General features: G+C 54.8%; 15 protein-coding genes. 3 read left to right on the top strand and 12 right to left on the bottom strand.

The annotated features are described in order from the left end of the window. Positions 1-50: 50 nt before the first annotated feature. The 7 genes from EFA69_RS05335 to EFA69_RS05365 all read right to left on the bottom strand — a co-directional run bounded on the left by EFA69_RS05335 (position 51) and on the right by EFA69_RS05365 (position 8,050). Positions 51-1,589, bottom strand: a complete 1,539-nt coding sequence (locus EFA69_RS05335; RefSeq protein ID WP_123132070.1) for a SulP family inorganic anion transporter — start codon at positions 1,587-1,589, stop codon at positions 51-53. A 307-nt stretch (positions 1,590-1,896) separates the two neighbouring features. After that, entirely contained in the window at positions 1,897-2,484 is a 588-nt protein-coding gene (locus EFA69_RS05340; protein WP_123132071.1) for a glutathione peroxidase, read from the bottom strand. Between the two features lie 158 nt (positions 2,485-2,642). Beyond that, positions 2,643-3,317 carry a TetR/AcrR family transcriptional regulator gene (locus EFA69_RS05345; RefSeq protein ID WP_123132072.1) on the bottom strand — a complete coding sequence of 225 codons (675 nt, stop codon included), beginning with the start codon at positions 3,315-3,317 and terminating at the stop codon, positions 2,643-2,645. A 12-nt stretch (positions 3,318-3,329) separates the two neighbouring features. Further along, positions 3,330-4,904, bottom strand: a complete 1,575-nt coding sequence (locus tag EFA69_RS05350) for an MFS transporter (RefSeq protein ID WP_148041269.1) — start codon at positions 4,902-4,904, stop codon at positions 3,330-3,332. A 234-nt stretch (positions 4,905-5,138) separates the two neighbouring features. Then, the gene (locus EFA69_RS05355) at positions 5,139-6,215 is read right to left on the bottom strand and encodes an HlyD family secretion protein (RefSeq protein ID WP_123132074.1); all 1,077 of its coding nucleotides are present in this window, start codon (positions 6,213-6,215) and stop codon (positions 5,139-5,141) included. 18 nt (positions 6,216-6,233) lie between these two features. Further along, a complete protein-coding gene (locus tag EFA69_RS05360) occupies positions 6,234-7,553 on the bottom strand; it encodes a TolC family protein (RefSeq protein WP_123132075.1) in 1,320 nt (439 codons plus the stop codon). 44 nt (positions 7,554-7,597) lie between these two features. Next, positions 7,598-8,050, bottom strand: a complete 453-nt coding sequence (locus EFA69_RS05365; protein ID WP_123132076.1) for a MarR family winged helix-turn-helix transcriptional regulator — start codon at positions 8,048-8,050, stop codon at positions 7,598-7,600. Positions 8,051-8,253: 203 nt separating this feature from the next. Between EFA69_RS05365 and EFA69_RS05370 the strand changes: the two genes are divergently transcribed. After that, positions 8,254-8,559: a hypothetical protein gene (locus tag EFA69_RS05370; protein ID WP_123132077.1), complete on the top strand. Its 306-nt coding sequence runs from the start codon at positions 8,254-8,256 to the stop codon at positions 8,557-8,559. Positions 8,560-8,927: 368 nt separating this feature from the next. Continuing rightward, positions 8,928-11,129 carry a PAS domain S-box protein gene (locus EFA69_RS05375; protein ID WP_123132078.1) on the top strand — a complete coding sequence of 734 codons (2,202 nt, stop codon included), beginning with the start codon at positions 8,928-8,930 and terminating at the stop codon, positions 11,127-11,129. A gap of 68 nt (positions 11,130-11,197) precedes the next feature. Here the strand turns inward: EFA69_RS05375 and EFA69_RS05380 are convergent, their stop codons facing one another. Then, positions 11,198-12,169: a cation diffusion facilitator family transporter gene (locus EFA69_RS05380; RefSeq protein ID WP_123132079.1), complete on the bottom strand. Its 972-nt coding sequence runs from the start codon at positions 12,167-12,169 to the stop codon at positions 11,198-11,200. Then, on the bottom strand, positions 12,166-12,522 hold the full coding sequence (locus tag EFA69_RS05385; RefSeq protein ID WP_183906700.1) for a transporter substrate-binding domain-containing protein: 357 nt from the start codon (positions 12,520-12,522) through the stop codon (positions 12,166-12,168). The genes EFA69_RS05380 and EFA69_RS05385 overlap by 4 nt, the downstream gene beginning before the upstream one ends. A 506-nt stretch (positions 12,523-13,028) precedes the next feature. Between EFA69_RS05385 and EFA69_RS05390 the strand changes: the two genes are divergently transcribed. After that, positions 13,029-13,976: a hypothetical protein gene (locus EFA69_RS05390; protein WP_123132081.1), complete on the top strand. Its 948-nt coding sequence runs from the start codon at positions 13,029-13,031 to the stop codon at positions 13,974-13,976. A 36-nt stretch (positions 13,977-14,012) separates the two neighbouring features. On the opposite strand, the gene EFA69_RS05395 is transcribed toward EFA69_RS05390, so the two are convergent. From EFA69_RS05395 to EFA69_RS05405, 3 genes are all read right to left on the bottom strand, one after another. Further along, positions 14,013-14,729, bottom strand: coding sequence for a response regulator transcription factor (locus tag EFA69_RS05395; RefSeq protein WP_123132082.1), 717 nt, complete (start codon positions 14,727-14,729; stop codon positions 14,013-14,015). A gap of 3 nt (positions 14,730-14,732) precedes the next feature. After that, positions 14,733-15,839: a DNA alkylation repair protein gene (locus EFA69_RS05400; protein WP_123132083.1), complete on the bottom strand. Its 1,107-nt coding sequence runs from the start codon at positions 15,837-15,839 to the stop codon at positions 14,733-14,735. Between the two features lie 87 nt (positions 15,840-15,926). Next, positions 15,927-17,129, bottom strand: a complete 1,203-nt coding sequence (locus tag EFA69_RS05405) for an alpha/beta hydrolase family protein (protein ID WP_123132084.1) — start codon at positions 17,127-17,129, stop codon at positions 15,927-15,929. Between the last annotated feature and the right edge of the window lie 100 nt (positions 17,130-17,229).

Raw genomic sequence — 17,229 nt, forward strand, 5'->3', positions numbered from 1 at the left:
TAAAGAAGGGACCATTCTATGTCCTGCCTCCACCCAAAGAACAACCGGCCCTAGATTTTATCTGTGACGATGTGATAAGTGGGGTCTTCCAGAATGTTGACTTCAATCACGGCATCGGCGTTTTGCAGGAGCAGGCGGCAGTCGGGGCTCAGGTGGCGGAGCAGCAGTTTCTTTCCGGCTTTCTGGTACCGCTCCGTGAGTTTGTTCAGGGCGTCAATCCCAGACATATCGGCCACGCGGCTGTCTTTGAAATCAATGATCACGGTATTTGGGTCATCGGCAACGTCAAATTTCTCGGTGAACACCGCGGTTGACCCGAAGAACAACGGACCGTAGACCTCGTAGTGCTTCACCCCGTCAGCATCCAGGTGCTTGCGCACGCGTATGCGTTTGGCGCTTTCCCAGGCAAACACCAAGGCCGAGATAATTACGCCAATGAGCACCGCCAGCGCCAGGTTGTGCAGCCAGATGGTGATTACCGCCACCAACATGCCCACAAACACGTCTTGCCGCGGCATTTTATTGATGATTCTAAAGCTGATCCACTCAAACGTACCCACAGACACCATCACCATCACGCCCACCAGCGCCGCCATGGGCACCAGCTCAATGAGGGGCGCACCCAGCAAAATCACGAGCAGAATGGTGAAGGCTGCAATGATACCCGCCAGCCGGGCGCGGGCTCCCGCCGAGAGGTTCACCAGCGTCTGGGCAATCATGGCGCACCCGCCCATGCCAAAGAAAAAGCCGTTGAGCACATTGGCCGTGCCTTGCGCCACGCTTTCACGGTTTCCGTTGCCGCGGGTGCCCGTAATCTCATCCACCAGGTTGAGCGTGAGCAGACTTTCGGTTAAGCCCACCCCGGCCATAATGAGCGCGTACGGGAAGATGATCTGCAGGGTCTCCAGCGTGAACGGCACCGCCGGAATATGCAAAGGCGGCAAGCCCCCGCCCACCTCGGCAATGTCCCGTACGGTTTTGGTGTCTATGTCAAAGCCCAGCACCACGGCAAACACCACCACAATGGCTACCAGGGAGGCCGGTACGACTTTCGTGATTCTGGGGAAAATGAGAATAATGGCAATGGTGAGGGCCACCAAACCCGCCATAGTGAGGAGCGGTGCCCCAGACAGCCAGGTTACCTCGCCGTTCACCACGGTCTTGAACTGCTCTATCTGCGACATGAAGATGATGACGGCCAGTCCGTTCACAAACCCGTACATGACCGGTTGCGGCACCAGCCGGATGAACTTACCCAGCTTGAACACGCCCACCAGCACCTGCAACACGCCCGCCAGCGCCACGGCCGCAAACACATACTCCAGCCCATGGCTCTGCATGAGCGCGATGAGCACCACCGCCGTGGCCCCCGCCCCACCAGACACCATACCGGGTCTTCCGCCCAGCACCGCCGTCACCAGGCCCATGATAAAGGCCGCGTACAACCCCACCAACGGCGGAAAACCGGCCAGAATTGCAAACGACAAAGACTCCGGAATCATGGTCATGGCCACGGTGAGCCCGGCCAGAATCTCCGCGCGGTAATTCACTTTCTGGCTAAAATCAAATAAACGTACATATGGCTTCATCCTTTAAAGATCAAGGTTACAAGTAAAGTATAGAAAGGAGGTTCCGGCGGCAAAGAAGGCCCGCCGAATTAAAACGAAAAGGAAACAGGAAAGGCGCTGCCCCGCCTCACGGTGGAGTAACTGGGCTTTGCGGAAGGAAGGTGTTTCTCATAAGGAGCCGCAAAAGTACGGAAAAGTGCCCAGCCCTGAAACCTGAGTTCCCCACACCGGCTGCGCCATCGCGCCATAAAAAAACTGCGTCTGCGTTTAGGGGCTGTTTTTCAAAAAACAGCCCCTAAACGCAGACGTGCGTAATAAAAACCAGAACTTATTTCTTCAGCGCCTGTTGCATTTCCTCGCCCAGCGGCGAAATGGCCGGCCCGAAGTAGTGCGTGAGCACCCCGTTCTCGTCTAGCAGGTATTTGCTGAAGTTCCAGTCTGGGGCGTGGCCGTTCCAGCCATTCTGGTTGGGTTGGGTGAGCCAGCGGTACACCGGGTTCTGGTTCTGGTCTTTCACCACCACGCTTTTCTTCGCCAGCGGGAAGGTCACCCCAAAGTTAACCTGGCAGAACTGCGAGATAGTCTGGTCATCGTCTTTCTCCTGCTCTTTGAAGTCATTGGCCGGGAACCCGATGATGGCCAGCTGGTCTTTGTGCTGCTCATGCAGCTGCTGGAGCTCTTCATATTGGCCGGTGTAGCCGCAGTTGGAGGCCGTGTTCACCAGTAGCACCTTCTTGCCTTTGAACTGGCCCATGTCCAGCGGCTGGCCGTTGCTGAGCACCGCGCTGAGGTTGTAGAACGGCTGGGCCGGAGAGGCTTTTTTCTCGTTCTGCAACACCCGGCCCTTGCTGGTGCCTTTGCTCAGCCGCATGATGAGCGGGTAGAGCCATTTCATGATCTTTTTCCGTAGGTCCATATGGGGCTAAACAAGTTTAATGCGTCTGGGGTTTTACGCGCAGGAGAGTTTCTGGGTGATTCCGTTTAGGGGCTGTTTTTCAAAAAACGGCACTAAACCAGCGAAGGAGCCAATGGGCAAACCTTTCCTGAAACCCCACAACATTACGCAAACGCGGCTTAGGAAGCAGTACTCCCCGTACTATCCTCTGAGATACCTTTGGCCTTCTTTTGCTTCTTGAACAGGATCTTCTGCAGGATCAGGTCCAGGTGGCGGCTGAGTTCGCGCTGCAGGTGGTGCAGGAACTCGGCCTCGGGCAAATCCTGTAACTGGTTCATCTTCCTGAAGTAGGCCTGATTGAGGATGTAGTGGTTCACCGTACCCGAGATGGTACTCATAAGCAACGGCACGTCCAGCTTCTTCCGGAACACCCCGTTGGCCTGCCCCGCCCTAATGATGGTTTGCACCCAGCGCACGTTGCGGTCGCGCAGGGCGTAGAAATGCGCCAGCGCCTGAGAATCGCTCTCCAGCATCTGCACCTGAATGAGCAGCGCGAAGAAATACCGCCGCTCAATGCATTTCTGCACGTAGACCTTCACCGCCTGCTGCATCCGTTTGCGGGCCGAGAGATGGCGGTGCACAATCTCGTTCAGGAACTGGCTCAGGTTGGTGGTGCGGTAGTCCAGAATAGCCTGCAGCAGGTTTTCCTTGGAGCCGAAATAATACGAGATCATAGCCGAATTAGCTTTGCTTTCCCGGCCAATGTCCCGGATGGAAGTAGCGGCGTAGCCTTTGGTGGCAAACAGGCGCTCGGCTGTTTCCATCAATTGGATTTGCTTATAGTTGTACTCCATCTGGTCTGGTTTTTAAGAGGTAATGGTCTGGAACGCCACCGCGGCCCGCCACTTTTTACGCCAGTTCACTAGTTTGCGGCGGTTTATTTTGCCAAACCGGAACACGGCAACTCCCGCTAAGATAGCACCGCCCGCCAGAATTACATAACCTAACATTTCCTGCACGGTCAGGAGCACGGCCTGTACCGTCACAGAACCGTACAGCCCCTGCACCCCAGACGCCAAGGCCCGGGCCGCCACGGCGGGATGGAGCGCGTCCATGTTCTGGGCCAGTTGGTTCAGGTTGTCTATCTGCCCGTGGTACATGCCATAAGACACCAGCGCCGAGAAAAATGCCGGCCCCACAAACGAGCGGAAGATGATGAGAAACGTGGAGGCCGTGAACATTTCCTGCATCTGCAATTTATCGGCGGCGTAAACCCCCAGGGTGGCAAACAGCACCACCATGCCAAAGCCTTTCATGGCCGAGGCCAGGTAAAAATCCTGCACACCCGCCCCGGGATGCACGTTCACGTACATGACCACATGCGCCAGGGTATACACCCCAAACCCCACCAGCACCATCTCCTTGAGCCTCCGCTGATACTTGTTCCAGAAGAACAGGAAAAAACCACCCGCCACAATGCCTGGCACCATCCAGAGGTTGATCTGCGCGTTGGTCACCGGGTTGAACTTGAGAATTCCCACGGTGAGCGCACTCTGGATTGAACCAGTGCCCATGAACAGCCCCACCAGAAAGACCATGAGCAGCGCGCCCCACACGTTGCGGCGCTTAAGGATGGCCAGGTTCAGCAGCGGCTGCGCCAAGGTAAACTGACGCCGGATAAACCACAGCACCAGTACCACAAACGCCAGACAGGCCCCCTGGATGTAGAGCGAGTTGAAGTAGTCCTCCACTTTGGCAAAACAGAGAATGTAGTTGAGCAGCATCAGGAAACCACTCAGTTGCAGCAGGCTCAGCCAGTCTACCCCGGTCCAGGGCGCTTTGGGGATGGACCGCTCATTGTGGTAAAAGACAGTTACCAGCGCCAAGCTCAGCAGCAGCCCCGGCAGCATGAAGTAGTACACCAGCTGCCAGTTATAGTCATAGGCCAACTGGGCCGTAAAGTACGCCGAAGCCTGCCCCGCTATGATGCTGATGGGGTAAAACACCGCGTAGAAACGGCCCCGGTTCCCGTCTGGGCTAATCATGCCCATCACCGGGATGATTACCTCCATCATGGCGAACATCTTGAACGTACCCAGCAGGAAATTGGCCAGAATCATTACCTGGGGGCTGGTGGTGTGGGCGCAGAGCAGCGTTAGGGCTGCCGTGGCGCTCAGGCAGATGAGGAGAATGTGCCGCGTCCTTACCTGCGATTTTACCTTCAACAGCAGCGGGAACGCCACCACCATGCCAATAGATGAGGCAAAGTTGGCCATGGTCAGGTATTCGGCCAGGGTGCCCAGCCCGCCTACCATGTCTGTGATATTGGCAGTGTACAGGCCGTTGGTGGTAAGCACGGTTAAGGTAAGCACCAACAGGACCAACAGCCCCACCGGCTTGGGTACCCAATCATGGAACAACCCTTTTTTCACTTCAGACATTTTATACTTCCTTTCTTTGGTGGCTCTGCGGGGGCAGAGCCAATAGTTCTTTTCTTCTTCCCGTTTAGGGGCTCTTTTTCTCAAATTAGCCGCTAAACGCAGTAGTATGTGATTGAGGTGAATCCACCAGCGGCTTCGCCGAAATGCGGAGCGCACCCCGGGTTGCTAGTCCTGAGCACCTCTTGGCGTTTAGGGGCCGTTTTTGGAAAAAGAGCCCCTAAACGCAGGCGCAGGTTACAGCAGCGCCTTCACTTCCACGTTCATGCCGGCGCGGAGCTTGTCCAGATCGGTTGGGCTGTTGGCGGAGGTAAAGTCAATGCGCACGGGAATCCGCTGCTGGATTTTCACGAAGTTACCGGTGGAGTTATCTGTAGGCACGGCGGAGTATTTAGCCCCGGTGGCCTCAGAGATAGCGGTGATTTGGCCGGTAAACACTTTCCCTTTGATGGCGTCTACCTCCACCTCCACTTTCTGCCCTATGGACAGGTGGCCGGTTTGGGTTTCTTTGTAGTTGGCCACCACCCAGATTTGTCCGGCGCGCACAATAGACACCAAAGCCTGTCCGGGCTGAATCAGCTGCCCTTCCTGGATGGTGCGGCGGCCTACCACTCCGTCATACGGCGCGGTGATCACGGTATACTTCAGGTTCAGTTTGGCCATGTCCAGGGCGGCGGCGGCGCGTTTGATGTTGGCGTCGTTCACGGCCAGTCTGGACTTCACCTCCTGGGTAGAGAGCTGGGTGGTCTGCTTTTGCTTTAAAAGTCCGCGGTAACGGGCGCGGGCGGCATCATACTCGGTTTTCACCTGTTCGTACTGCTGGCGTGTCACGGCCTCATCTTGCAGGAGACTCTCATAGCGTCTGTAGTTCACTTCCAGGTTCTCCAGGCGGGCTTTGGCCTCCGCGATGTTGGCTTCAGACACCCCCACGTTGTTGCTCACGGTGTTCACGCTGGAGCTGGTCACGTTCCGGTTGGCCACGGCGTCCAGATAGGCAGCTTCGGCCTGGGCCAACTGTATCCTGATCTCGTTGTCATTGATGACCACCAGAGTGTCTCCTTTCTTCACGGGTTGGTGCTCTGTGAAACGGATCTGGTCTATGTAGCCTCCCACGCGCGCGTTGATGGGCGTGATGAACTGCTCCACCTGGGCATCGTTGGTGACTTCGTGATGGCTAAAATCAAAGAAGAGGCTGGCCACCCAAAGCAACCCACCGGCTACCGCCAGCAGCAACAGTGTGTTGAGGACCATTGGCCCCACTTTCCGTTTCTTAGGCTGTGCTTGCGCTTCTGTTTGTTCTTTCTGCTGTGACATGATGATGAATGATTTCTATTAAAGGTTTCCGGCTAAGCGTTGTAATTGGTAATAGGTGTAGAAGATGTTGGCGTCTGCATTGGCTTTCTGCAGTTCAGCGTCCAGCTTGGCATTGGTGGCATCCAGCAGGTCCACAATAAGGGCCAGGTTGCCGTAGTACTTCTTCTCCACAATGCGGTAGTTCTCGTTGGCCAGGCGTACGCCCTGGGCAAAGCTCCGGCTCCGGTCCCGGGCCTCGTTATGTTTGATGAAAGCGCTGTTCACTTCGTTCTCAATGTTCTGCCGCTGCAGCGCGAGCATCTGCTGTTGCTGGATTACGGCAGTGTTAGCCACGGCTATGCTGTGGCGGGCATTGTACAAAGAAGACAGGTTATAGCTGATGCCTACCCCCATGTTCCAGCCCTGCGAGTACATGTCTATGGCCGGACTCACGTTGGTAAGCGGCCGTGACAGCGAGTTACCCGCCTGCAGCGAGACGGTGGGCAATTTATCTGCCTTGGCAATCTGCAGGTTCTTACGGGCGATGTCTACATTCACTTGCCCCGCCTTCAGGTCTGGGAAGTTTTGGAGGGCCAGGTCTAGGTAAGTGTGGTAGTCACGGGTTTCCAGTTGGGTCTGCAGGAACGAGGAGTCTGGCACAATCTGGATGTTGGCGGGCAAGCCCACAATCTGCCGCAGCTGGTGGTTGGAGATAGCCAGATTGTTGCTCACTTCCTGCACCGCCATGCTCAGGTTGGTGATCTGAAGCTCACTGCGGAGCAAGTCATTGCGCGTGACCATGCCCTGCTTGTACAGATTCTGGATGTTCTTCATGCGCAGCTGGGCCAGCTCAATGTTGCGTTGGTAGACCTCACGCTGGCGGGCCAGCCGGTACAGATCTACGTAGCGGGCCACCAGCAGCAATTTTATGTCGGCGCGGTTCTTATCAAAGTTCAGTTGGGCTACTTCCTGGCTCAGCTGGGCGCGTTCAATACTGTTTAGGATGGCTCCGCCCTTGAACACCACCTGGCTAGCCTGCACCGAGAAGGAGTTCCCGAAGTGCGGCATCTCCACGCTTCTAGCCTCCGACAGGTCTGGGTTGAGGATCTTCACGTCGCCCAGGTAACTACCCGACGCGCTCACACTCAGGCTGGGACGCTGCTGGGTTTCGGCTACGGCGCGCTGCTGGCCGGCCAGCTCAATGCCGGTACGCGACACCTGCAGCTGCTGGCTGTTCTGCTCGGCCAAGGTGAAAAGTTCGTCTAGCGTAAGCACCTGCGGCACCAGTTCCTGGGCCTGTACGCCCAGACAAACCAGCAGCCACAGCAGCAGACTCAAAACGATTGGTTCCTTAATCATAAAATTCTTTACAGTTAAATGTTTAACTATTACTACAAAAAAATTTACTCAGCAGTTTCCTGCACGCTTTTATAGATGCTGTCAAAAATGCGCAATCCGTTTTCCAGCGTCTCCTCAGAGATGTTCTTGGCTACCAGTCCGTACATTTCCTCCAGCCAGGGCGTGACCAAACTTTGCAGGTTCCGGCCCTCCGGGGTGAGGGTAATTAACTTGTTGCGGCGGTCTTGCCCGTCTTCGGTACGTTGCACCAGCTTACGGCGTACCAGATTGTCTATGAGGTACGTGAGGCTGGCCTTGTCTTTGATGATGGCGTTGGCAATCTCCTGCTGGTTCACATTGTCTTTCGCCCACAGGAAACGCAGGACCTGTAGCATTTCAAAGGTGATGTCCAGGTTATGCGCCTTGAACTTCTGACGCATGAACCCCTTCAACGCTAAAGTCACTTTAGACATCTGCTGCAGGAAAAGGATGGCGTTTTCACGGTGGTTCTCGTTCATGGCACAAAGTTAAGTATACAATAGTTAAACGTGCAACTATTATGAAAGATTCCAGTCTTTGCAAAGAATTCCACTACTCCTGTTTAGGGGCCGTTTTTGGAAAAAGAGCCTCTAAACGCATTTCTTTCATTACAGAGAGCAACCCTCCCGCACGCGCACCGTTTTAAGGAAGGCAACAGATATTCTCACTTAACTGAAGCAAAATGAAAAAGATAACATTTTTAGCGGCCCTGTTTGTGGCAGCCAACCTCCAGATAACTACCGCCTCAGCCACTGATCTTCCCGTGCAACCTGTGCAGGACACCACCCAGGTGAAACAGACCAACAAGGAAAGAGCCAAGGAAGGAGCTCACCAGGTGGGCCACGGTGCCAAATCGGTGGGGAAAGGAACCAAGAACCTGGCCGTGAGCGGTGCCAAGGCTACGGGCAAAGGCGCCAAGAAAGCCGGTAAAGCCGTAAAGAACACCACTAAGAAAGGGGTTCAGAAGGTAGGGGAGAAAGTAGATTAACGGCCCCCGCTCTTAATAAAAAAGCCCTACCTATTTTCAGGTAGGGCTTTTTTTATGCTTTCTGTTTACCAGCCCCTCCTGCCTGACATGGGTGGAAGGTTAGTTTCAGGAATAATCCCAATTCTGCCGTTTCTCCCCGCCACGCAGAAGTATATTTCCCTTATTTGACTTTTTCATAGAGCATTCGCCTTAAATCCCCAGATAATTTGTAATTTTGCAGCATTCCCCCATTATTTTTTATTTAGAAGCTGTTTTAGTGGCAGCCAGCTTTTTGGCGTTTCTTTCCTTCTGGAGTAAGCGTTTATCTGCCCGCTGGCCCAATAGAACACGCAAGATTTTTACCTGAATCAGGTGTACGTGCACGAGTAATGGAGGAGCCGGAGAAGCAAAAAATCAATTTACAGAATTTCATCCATCTTTCCCGTGAGATGAGTTGTGCCTTTGACGCAGAAGGCACCTTCCTGTTCGTGAGTAATTCTTGCCAGCAAATTTTAGGCTACCTCCCTGCTGAGCTCATCGGCCGAAAGTTTCTGGAGATAATTTACTTTCCAGATTACCAGAAAGTACAGTCTGCCTGGGAGGAAAAATTCTTTTTGGGGGAGGTAGTGGAAACCAGTTACCACTACCTCCGGAAAGACGGTAGCCTGGTGCACCTGGAATGGGTCTTGCACTGGGACCGGGAGGAAAGAATCTCTTATTGCGTGGCCCGCGAGCGCACCCAACTGGACCTGACTACCCAAAAGCTGCTGGCCGCCGAAGCCCGCTACCGCGCCCTGGCCGACAATGGCTATGACATGGTCAATATTGTGTCTACGGAGGGGGAGTACAAATTTGTCAGTGATTCTATTACCCGTATTCTGGGCTATCCGCAGGAAGACCTGCTGGGGAAAACCTGCTTTGAGTTTGTGCACCCAGAGGATATTGATTTTGTGAAACACCTCTTTTACCAGTACCTGACCAAGATCAACTCTACAATTGAGAATGTACCTTTCCGGTTCAGGGCCGCCAACGGGAGATGGCATTGGCTGGAGACGGTGGTCACCAACCAGACCGACAACCATGCCATCAAGGGAGTAGTGCTCAAGTCCAGAGACATCACAGACAGAATTGAGGCCGAACAAAAGTTGAAGGAAAGCGAGCAGCGCTATAAATCCCTGTTTGAGCACCACCCAGACGCCGTCTTCTCCCTGGACAGAACCGGCCGAATCCAGGGGGTGAACACCAGCGGGTGTCAGCTTTTGCAACAGGAGGAAAACACCATCCTTCACCACCATTTCAACCGTTTCATTCACCCCAGACAGCAGGCAAATTGCCGCCAGCTGTTCCAGAACAGCATTTCCGGCACCTCTTATTACCTAGATACGGTCTTTCTTGATCACAGGGAGCGGAGAATAGACATCAGCCTCACGCTTATTCCTATTCTGGTAGACGGCCAGGTGGAAGGCATATACGCCATTGTACGGGACATTTCCGTAGCCAAAGAAACGGAACGCGAACTCCAGAAGCTTTCTGTAGTGGCCAGCAAAGTTAAAAACGGCATTGTGGTCACAGATAAGCATGGGAAGTTTGAATGGGTGAACGAGGCCTTCAGCCAGGAAACCGGCTTTACCCTGGAAGAAATCAAAGGGAAATACCCCGCAGATGTACTGAGTGGCCCCGAAACTGAAATGGAAGTGCACCGCCGCATCCACCAGAAAGTGAGCGTGGAGAAAGTGCTGGTACGCGAGGAGATTCTGCGTTACAACAAAGATGGCTCTACCACCTGGCTCCACCTAGAGTTCACGCCTATCTTAGACGAGGCCGGGGAACTGAAACGGGTGGTTTGCATCACCACAGACATCACTGAGATAAAGGTGGCGCAGCAGGACCGCATCATGCTCACCGAAGACCTCCTGCGCCAGAACAAAGACCTCCAGCAGTTCGCCTACATTGTCTCCCATAACCTGCGGGCTCCGGTAGCCAACATTCTGGGCCTGGTGCAGTTGTTGCCCCGCAACCTGGAACACAAGGAAACGGCCGCCAAAATCATCAAGAACCTGCACGGAGCGTCTGAACGGCTAGACGGCGTGATTAGAGACCTGAACCAGATCCTCACCATCAGGAGCCAAATGGTGGAACTGAAGGAACCCATTGACCTGAAGACAGAGCTGCTGGGAGTTATTTCGGGTATTCAGCAGCAGGTGGAAGCCTGCCGGGCCGCCATTTACACCGATTTTTCCGGGGGAAAGGAGATTTTCTCGGTGCGCAGCTACGTGACCAGCATTTTGCAGAATCTGCTCACCAACGCCCTCAAGTACCGTTCCCCAGACCGGCCGCTGGAGATCAACATCCAGACCGAAAAAGAGGAAGAGTACCTCTGCTTCCAGATCAAAGACAACGGCTTGGGCATTAACCTGAAGAAAGAGAAAGACAACCTTTTTAAGCTCTACAAGCGGTTCCACTTCCACACCGAAGGCAAGGGACTGGGCCTGCACCTGGTGAAAACCCAGATGGAAAGCCTGGGCGGCAAGATCTCCGTGGAAAGTACCCCGCAGGTGGGCACTACCTTCAAACTCTGCTTCCCTCACTAATTCTGTCATTCTTTGCGTTTAGGGGCTCTTTTTACAAAAAGAGCCCCTAAACGCAAAGAAGGGTTTGGTCATTCTTCGCCATCCTGCCCGTTGGGAAGGGGCAATTCCCGTACGGGCATCACCACAAACTCCTGAATTCGCCAGCTTAGCCCTTCCACTTTCTGGGTGAGCTGCTCAATCTTGTCTACCAAATCTTGTTCCTGTTTGGGCACCACAAAACCTTCGCCCAGGTAAATGTGGCCTTCCTCGCGCATCCTGAAAGCGTGTTCTTTGATCCAGGTCTCCCGTTCCAGCACCTCTTTGACTTCCTGGAGCAGCGGATCGTCCTGTTGGTCGTTCACGGTTTTGGGCCGCTCGTCCATGATATCAAACACGGCTTGTTTCAGGTTGGTGTACCCGTCTTTGATGATGTCAAACGCAATGATGAGCGCCGCTACTGAATCTGCCCACCACCAGCCCATGCCTATGCCGGCCACGCCCAGAATGGCCGCCGCGGCGGTCATCCAGTCGGCTTTGTTCATGTCGGCGTCGGTGTAGAGGTTTTTCTCGTGCAGCTTTTCGGCCAGGGGCAGCTTCATTCGGCCTAAGATGAGCGCCGGAATGGTGCCATACACCATCACGGCCATCATGAGGTAGCCCAGCCAGACCTGGTGCCCAAAGATCACTTTCATGCCAATGGTGGGGTGCTCCTGCTTCACCAGGGTGCTGGCGGAGTCAAAGATGAGGAAAGCCCCTACCCCAAACAGGGCCACGGCGCTGCACAGATACGCCACACTCACCACCCGGTGGTACCCGTACGGGAAGTTCTTGTTGGGCGCTTTATGGAACACCCGGGAGGCCACCAGAAATGAAATGGCCGGGGTAAGGCTCAGGATGTCTTCAAACCAGGCGGTTTTCATGGCCTGGGAGTTGCCCATGGTGGCCATGACCAGCGCCGCCGTTGACAGCAGGTAGAAAATGGTGATCCACTCCAGCCGCTTGGCTTTCCTGAAATCTTCCTGCAACTCTTTAGGGTACTCAAATCTGTCTATGGGTTTCATGGCGTGGCGAGGGTTTTAAGGAAAGGCTCCTGCTGGTGCAGAAATTTCTCCAGGGCAAGCACAAACGCGTTCTCCCCTTTTATGACTCCCAGCACGTGTTTCTTCTTGCCCTGCTCCAGGTAAGGCCGGGTGAAGGCTATTTTCTTTTTCCAGGGGGTGTCATGGGTGATGCCGGCCATGACCAGGTGCAGCTTGTTTTGCTCCAGTTCCTCCAGCAGGTTCTGCTCCGTGTCGTTGCGCCACCTAATGTCGGCCTGCAGGGTTTGGGCGAAGGCTTTCACCAGATCGGGCTCAATGCCGGTGGGGCCGTTGGGGCCTTTCACTACCCAGGGCGGGTTCTCTGAGTAGCCCACAATGAGGGTGCCCCCCCGTCACTTGGTCCAAGGTATGCCGAGGATCTTTGGGGTATTGGCCGCACGCTGAAAGCAGGAACAGCACAAAGGCCAGGAGCGGGATCTTATAGATGGGCGGGTGCATCATGGAGATAAGGGGTCTGGTGGTGAGGCGCTTGTGAAGCGGCAGGAAACAGGGCAACCGGATGCCGCCCAATGTCAGCTTTCTGAAATTGCTGTTAATACGGAAGGCTGCGCCCGATGTTTAATCTCCCGCTGCCCCGCGGTGCCCTTTGGGAGCAGGTTTCCGTTTAGCGCCTCTTTTTGGAAAAACAGCCCCTAAACGCCCCAGACACCGGTGAAGCCCTCCCCTCCCGCCCGGCGGCACCTCGCTCTCTTTCTGTTGCTAACCGCAGCCCACACAGGATAAATACTTAATTATCAAACCGTAACCAACTAGTAGCAACTGGTTCCGTTAGCCTTAAGAGCGCTTATTTCTGCTTACTTCATCGCCATATTCCCTGCTCATGAAAAAAGGACTCAAAATCACGTTACTGGTGCTTCTGGTACTCTTGGTGGCCGGCGGTATATTCTTCGCGCTTACGCCCACCCGCAAACTGATCTCGTTCCTGGCCCCGGACATAGACCACCTGCGGGTCACCGATGCGCGGATAAACGAGCAGACAGCCACCATGAACCTACTGGCCGAAGTGAAGCCTTCGCTCCTCTCTGGTTTTGTGGACAGCGTGGAATATGAGTTCAGCCTCTACGGCACCCCCATCGCGAAGGGCAAGAAGACGTTTAGCCGGGCAGAGCAGGAAGGGAAAGCCCAGGTCCTCAAACTCCCCATGACCATGAACCACAACGTGACCCGTGAGCTGGTGCGGAGGCAAGTGCGGGAAGGCGGCAAGGTACAGGCGCACCTGGAGGCGTACAGTGACCTGCCACTGGTGGGCCCCAGGGAATTTGACATAAACCAGGACCTGGACCTGATCATCCCGGCCCTGCCCGGCCAGGAACTGATAGACGTGAAGATCAACGATTTTGGGCTGGACAACATGGCAATGACCATGACGCTGCTCATAGACAACCCCAACCACTTTGACTTTTACGTGCGGCGCTATGATGTGAAGATGCAGCTCAAAGACCACATGTTCACCTCCGGTAAGCTCAAAAAAGACTACCTCATCAAAGCCCAAAGCAAAACCCCCATTGACATAGTGGCCACCTCAGACATCCAGAAACCCGTGAAAACCGCGTTCAAAACCATCTTCGGGGACAAAGACTGGCCCTACCGCATGGTCACGTACTCGGTGCTGGAACCTAAAAGCGACGTGGTGGGCACCGTGGCCATGGACAACGTGAAAACGGGCTCCATCAACGTGATGCAGCAGATGAAGAAAATCATGAAAACGAACAAGGCCCAGAAAAAGGCGGAGAAAGAACAGAAGAAACAGGAAAAGAAAGAAAGTTGATTATCTGTTTAGCGCCTCTTTTTGGAAAAACAGCCCCTAAACGTCCGGCCCGGTTACTTCCAGTTTGTACCCCCGGCCATGCACGGTGGTGATCTTTAGGTGGGCATCTGGTTGCAGGTATTTCCGCAGGCGCGAGATGAACACATCCAGGCTTCGGCCCACAAAATAGCCATCATCCTGCCAGAGGCGCTGTAGAATGTCCTCCCTTTTGAGCAGTTGCTGCGGGTGCTGGGCGAAGAGCCGAAGCAGCTCGGCTTCCCGGTGGGTGAGCGTGTGGGTATGGCCGCCCACGTGCAACAATAAGTTCTGGAACTCTAACACCGATGCCCCAAATCTGATGGTCTCTGCCGGAGCGGGAAGTTTTTCTAAGGGTGCGGGCTGCGGTACCTGGGCGGTGCGGCGCAAGATGGCCTTTACGCGGTATACCAGTTCCTCCAGCCCGAAGGGTTTGGTAAGGTAATCGTCGCAGCCCAGTTCAAAGCCCTGCAAACGGTCGGCTTTGAGCGCTTTGGCGGTCAGGAACATGAAGGGCACGTCTACCTGCCGTTGGCGCATTTGCCGGGCCACGGAGAAACCATCCAGCTTGGGCAGCATGACATCCAGCACGCAGAGGTCATAACGCGCGGCGGACAGGGCGTTCAGGCCGGCTTCGCCATCGGGGCAGAGGGTCACGGTGTAGCCCGCGCTCTCCAGGCTGTCTTGCAGCAGGAAGCCCAGATTGGGATCGTCTTCTACAAGGAGGAGGTGCGCCATGGGTTACTGAGTTACCGTGAAGTCCAGAGTTTCCCTTTCCTGTCCGTTCACAATCAGTGACAAGCGGTGCGCCCCCGGGTAATATTTGCGGGTGGTGATGAACCGGAAACTTTGCCTGCGGCTGATGGTCACTTCCTCCACGGGCGCATATTCGCGCTCACTGATCTTGAACACTTTGCGGGCGAGCGACGCATTGGCTTTCCGGTAGTACACGCCGTACTCCAGTCTAATTTTCTGGGGCAGCGGCGCCAGGTTTTTCAGCACGAAAGAGAATTGCAGCTCGTTGCCCAGAGCCACCTCCGGGGTGTGCACCTGAAAATTCTGCAAAGCCAGCGGCGCTTCTTTTTCATACCCGAAGTACTGCAAGACCTGTGTATGCCCCTGTTTGAGTAAGGTGCGGCAACCGTGTTTCACCACCCAATCGGTGTGGGGGCTCTGCCCTTTCCAGCGAGCCAGCAGTTGCAGCACCAGTTCCGGGTTGTCTTTGGAGATATCGTTGAGGTTATTAGCCACGCTGCGGCGCACAAATTCTGAGGGATCATTTTTGAGGTTCTCCAGAATGGGCAATATGGGTGCCGGGTTCTTCTTCAGAAACGGCAAAGCCATGGCCCAGGGCAGGCGCGGCCGGCATCCTTCGCTGGCCAACCGCCGCACGGTGTGCTGTGGGTGCGTAGACCAGGCCACCATCTGCTCCATCATCGGTTCGGGGTATTTCAGGAGAAACGGCCTCACCGCAAATTCAGCGCTGATGAACTGCGTGATGTGTTCCAGCGCGTGGATGGACGTTTGCAGGTCTTCCAACCCAAAAAGCTCCACGTAATCTGGAAAGAACATGAACTCCACGTGCCTCACGGGAAACTGGTCGGCTTTGAGCTGTTCAATGGTCTGTAGCAGCACCGGCACGGCCTCCGCAAAGGCAGAGGGCAGAAAATGGTGCAGCACCAGGGTCGTGTGCCGCATGCGCGCTTTCAGTTCTTTGGCTTCCCAGTCTGGGGTAAAAATACGACGGCTGAACTCCTCCGGGTCTACCGCTGGCACCACTTTTTGCAACACCCGCGCGAAAGCAGAGAAGAACTGGGGCAAGTAGACATCTTTCAGGAGGGAGGCCATAAGCAGGGGCAATTGCGTTTAGGGGCTAATTTCTGGAAAACAGGCGTAAAACGCTATTCCTTTTTCCGGTCCCGAATCTGAGGCGGACTACTGGTTCAGGGACGCAAACCACGGCAGCACGTCCAGCATCATGGGTTCAATACTGGTTCTGTGCGTACCGCCCTGGATAGGCGTAAACGTGACATTAGTGGCCCCCGCTGACAGAAACTGGTTATACGTGGTCACCGAGGTCTGGTAGAAAACGGCTTCGTCTTCGGTACCGTGGTACAGGCGGGTACGGGTTTTAGGCACCCAGTCCAGCAGACTGTTCTGGATGAGCGCCTGCTTGAGCACCGGCTCACCGGCAGATACGTTCAGGTTGGCGTAGAACGTAGGGTTAAACAAATCCGATGGCGAGGTAGTAAGCTCCGCGTTGATCTGCTCCCGGTCTTTGGTGCCGTCCAACAACCCCGGAATTTTACCCGCGTACGGCTGCTGAAAGAAATCTGAGTAAGGGCGGTTCCAGTTGTAGGTCACGTTATAGCCGTGTAGGATAAGGGGCAGAAAGGACGGTTCTGCATAGGTGGGCACGGTGGCAATGGTGCTCATCATCCCCGTCAGATCATAGCCTCCGGCCCCGGCGGCCACCGCCGTTAAGTCTAGGCCATTCGAGGGATTTGCCTCAATCTCTTTCTGGGCGGCCAGGGTCACATAACCGCCTTCAGAATAGCCTATCAGGAACAGGTTGTCGTTGGTGGCTACTTTCTCCCGCTCCAGATAGAATTTTGCCGCCTTGAGCATGTCTACCACCGCTGCCGCCGAGTGTTCCTCGTCGTAATAAGGGTGCACCAGGTTTTTGGTGGTGCCGTAGCCAATAAAGTCGGGGATTACGGTCACATACCCAATCGCGGCTAACATCTCAAAGCCTGAGAACCCTCCGGGGAAATTGGAAGGAGCATCGGCATCGGCGAAAATGGTACCGTGCTGGGCACTTACCACGGCTGGCGGCGACGGGGTGCCCTGCGGAAGGCATAAGAGCCCAGAGGCCTGCACCGGCGTGCCTTTGTACGTGGTGTTGTACACCACTTGATAGAACGCCACATCATAATTCAGGTACGGTACAAACTGGGAGAAGCCGCCCGTTGCGGCGTACACCTGCAAGGCTGCCTTGGGTAGGATACCCAGCGACTTAGCCGAAACAAAATACTGGCTCCCGGCGGGTTGCGGATCTTCCTCATTGGAGGAAGTACAGCTGCTGAATACAAAAAGCGCCAGTACAACCCAGCGCAGGGCTAGTAAATTTTTCTTCATGGTTACTCCTAATTTATGTTGCTTATGTGACCCAACCACCGCCTCAAGCCTCCCCTACAATCAAGTTATTCAATAATAACTGAATCAGGCCTTTCAAGCC

Source organism: Rufibacter immobilis (assembly GCF_003721565.1).
In the GTDB taxonomy this organism is placed as follows: domain Bacteria; phylum Bacteroidota; class Bacteroidia; order Cytophagales; family Hymenobacteraceae; genus Nibribacter; species Nibribacter immobilis.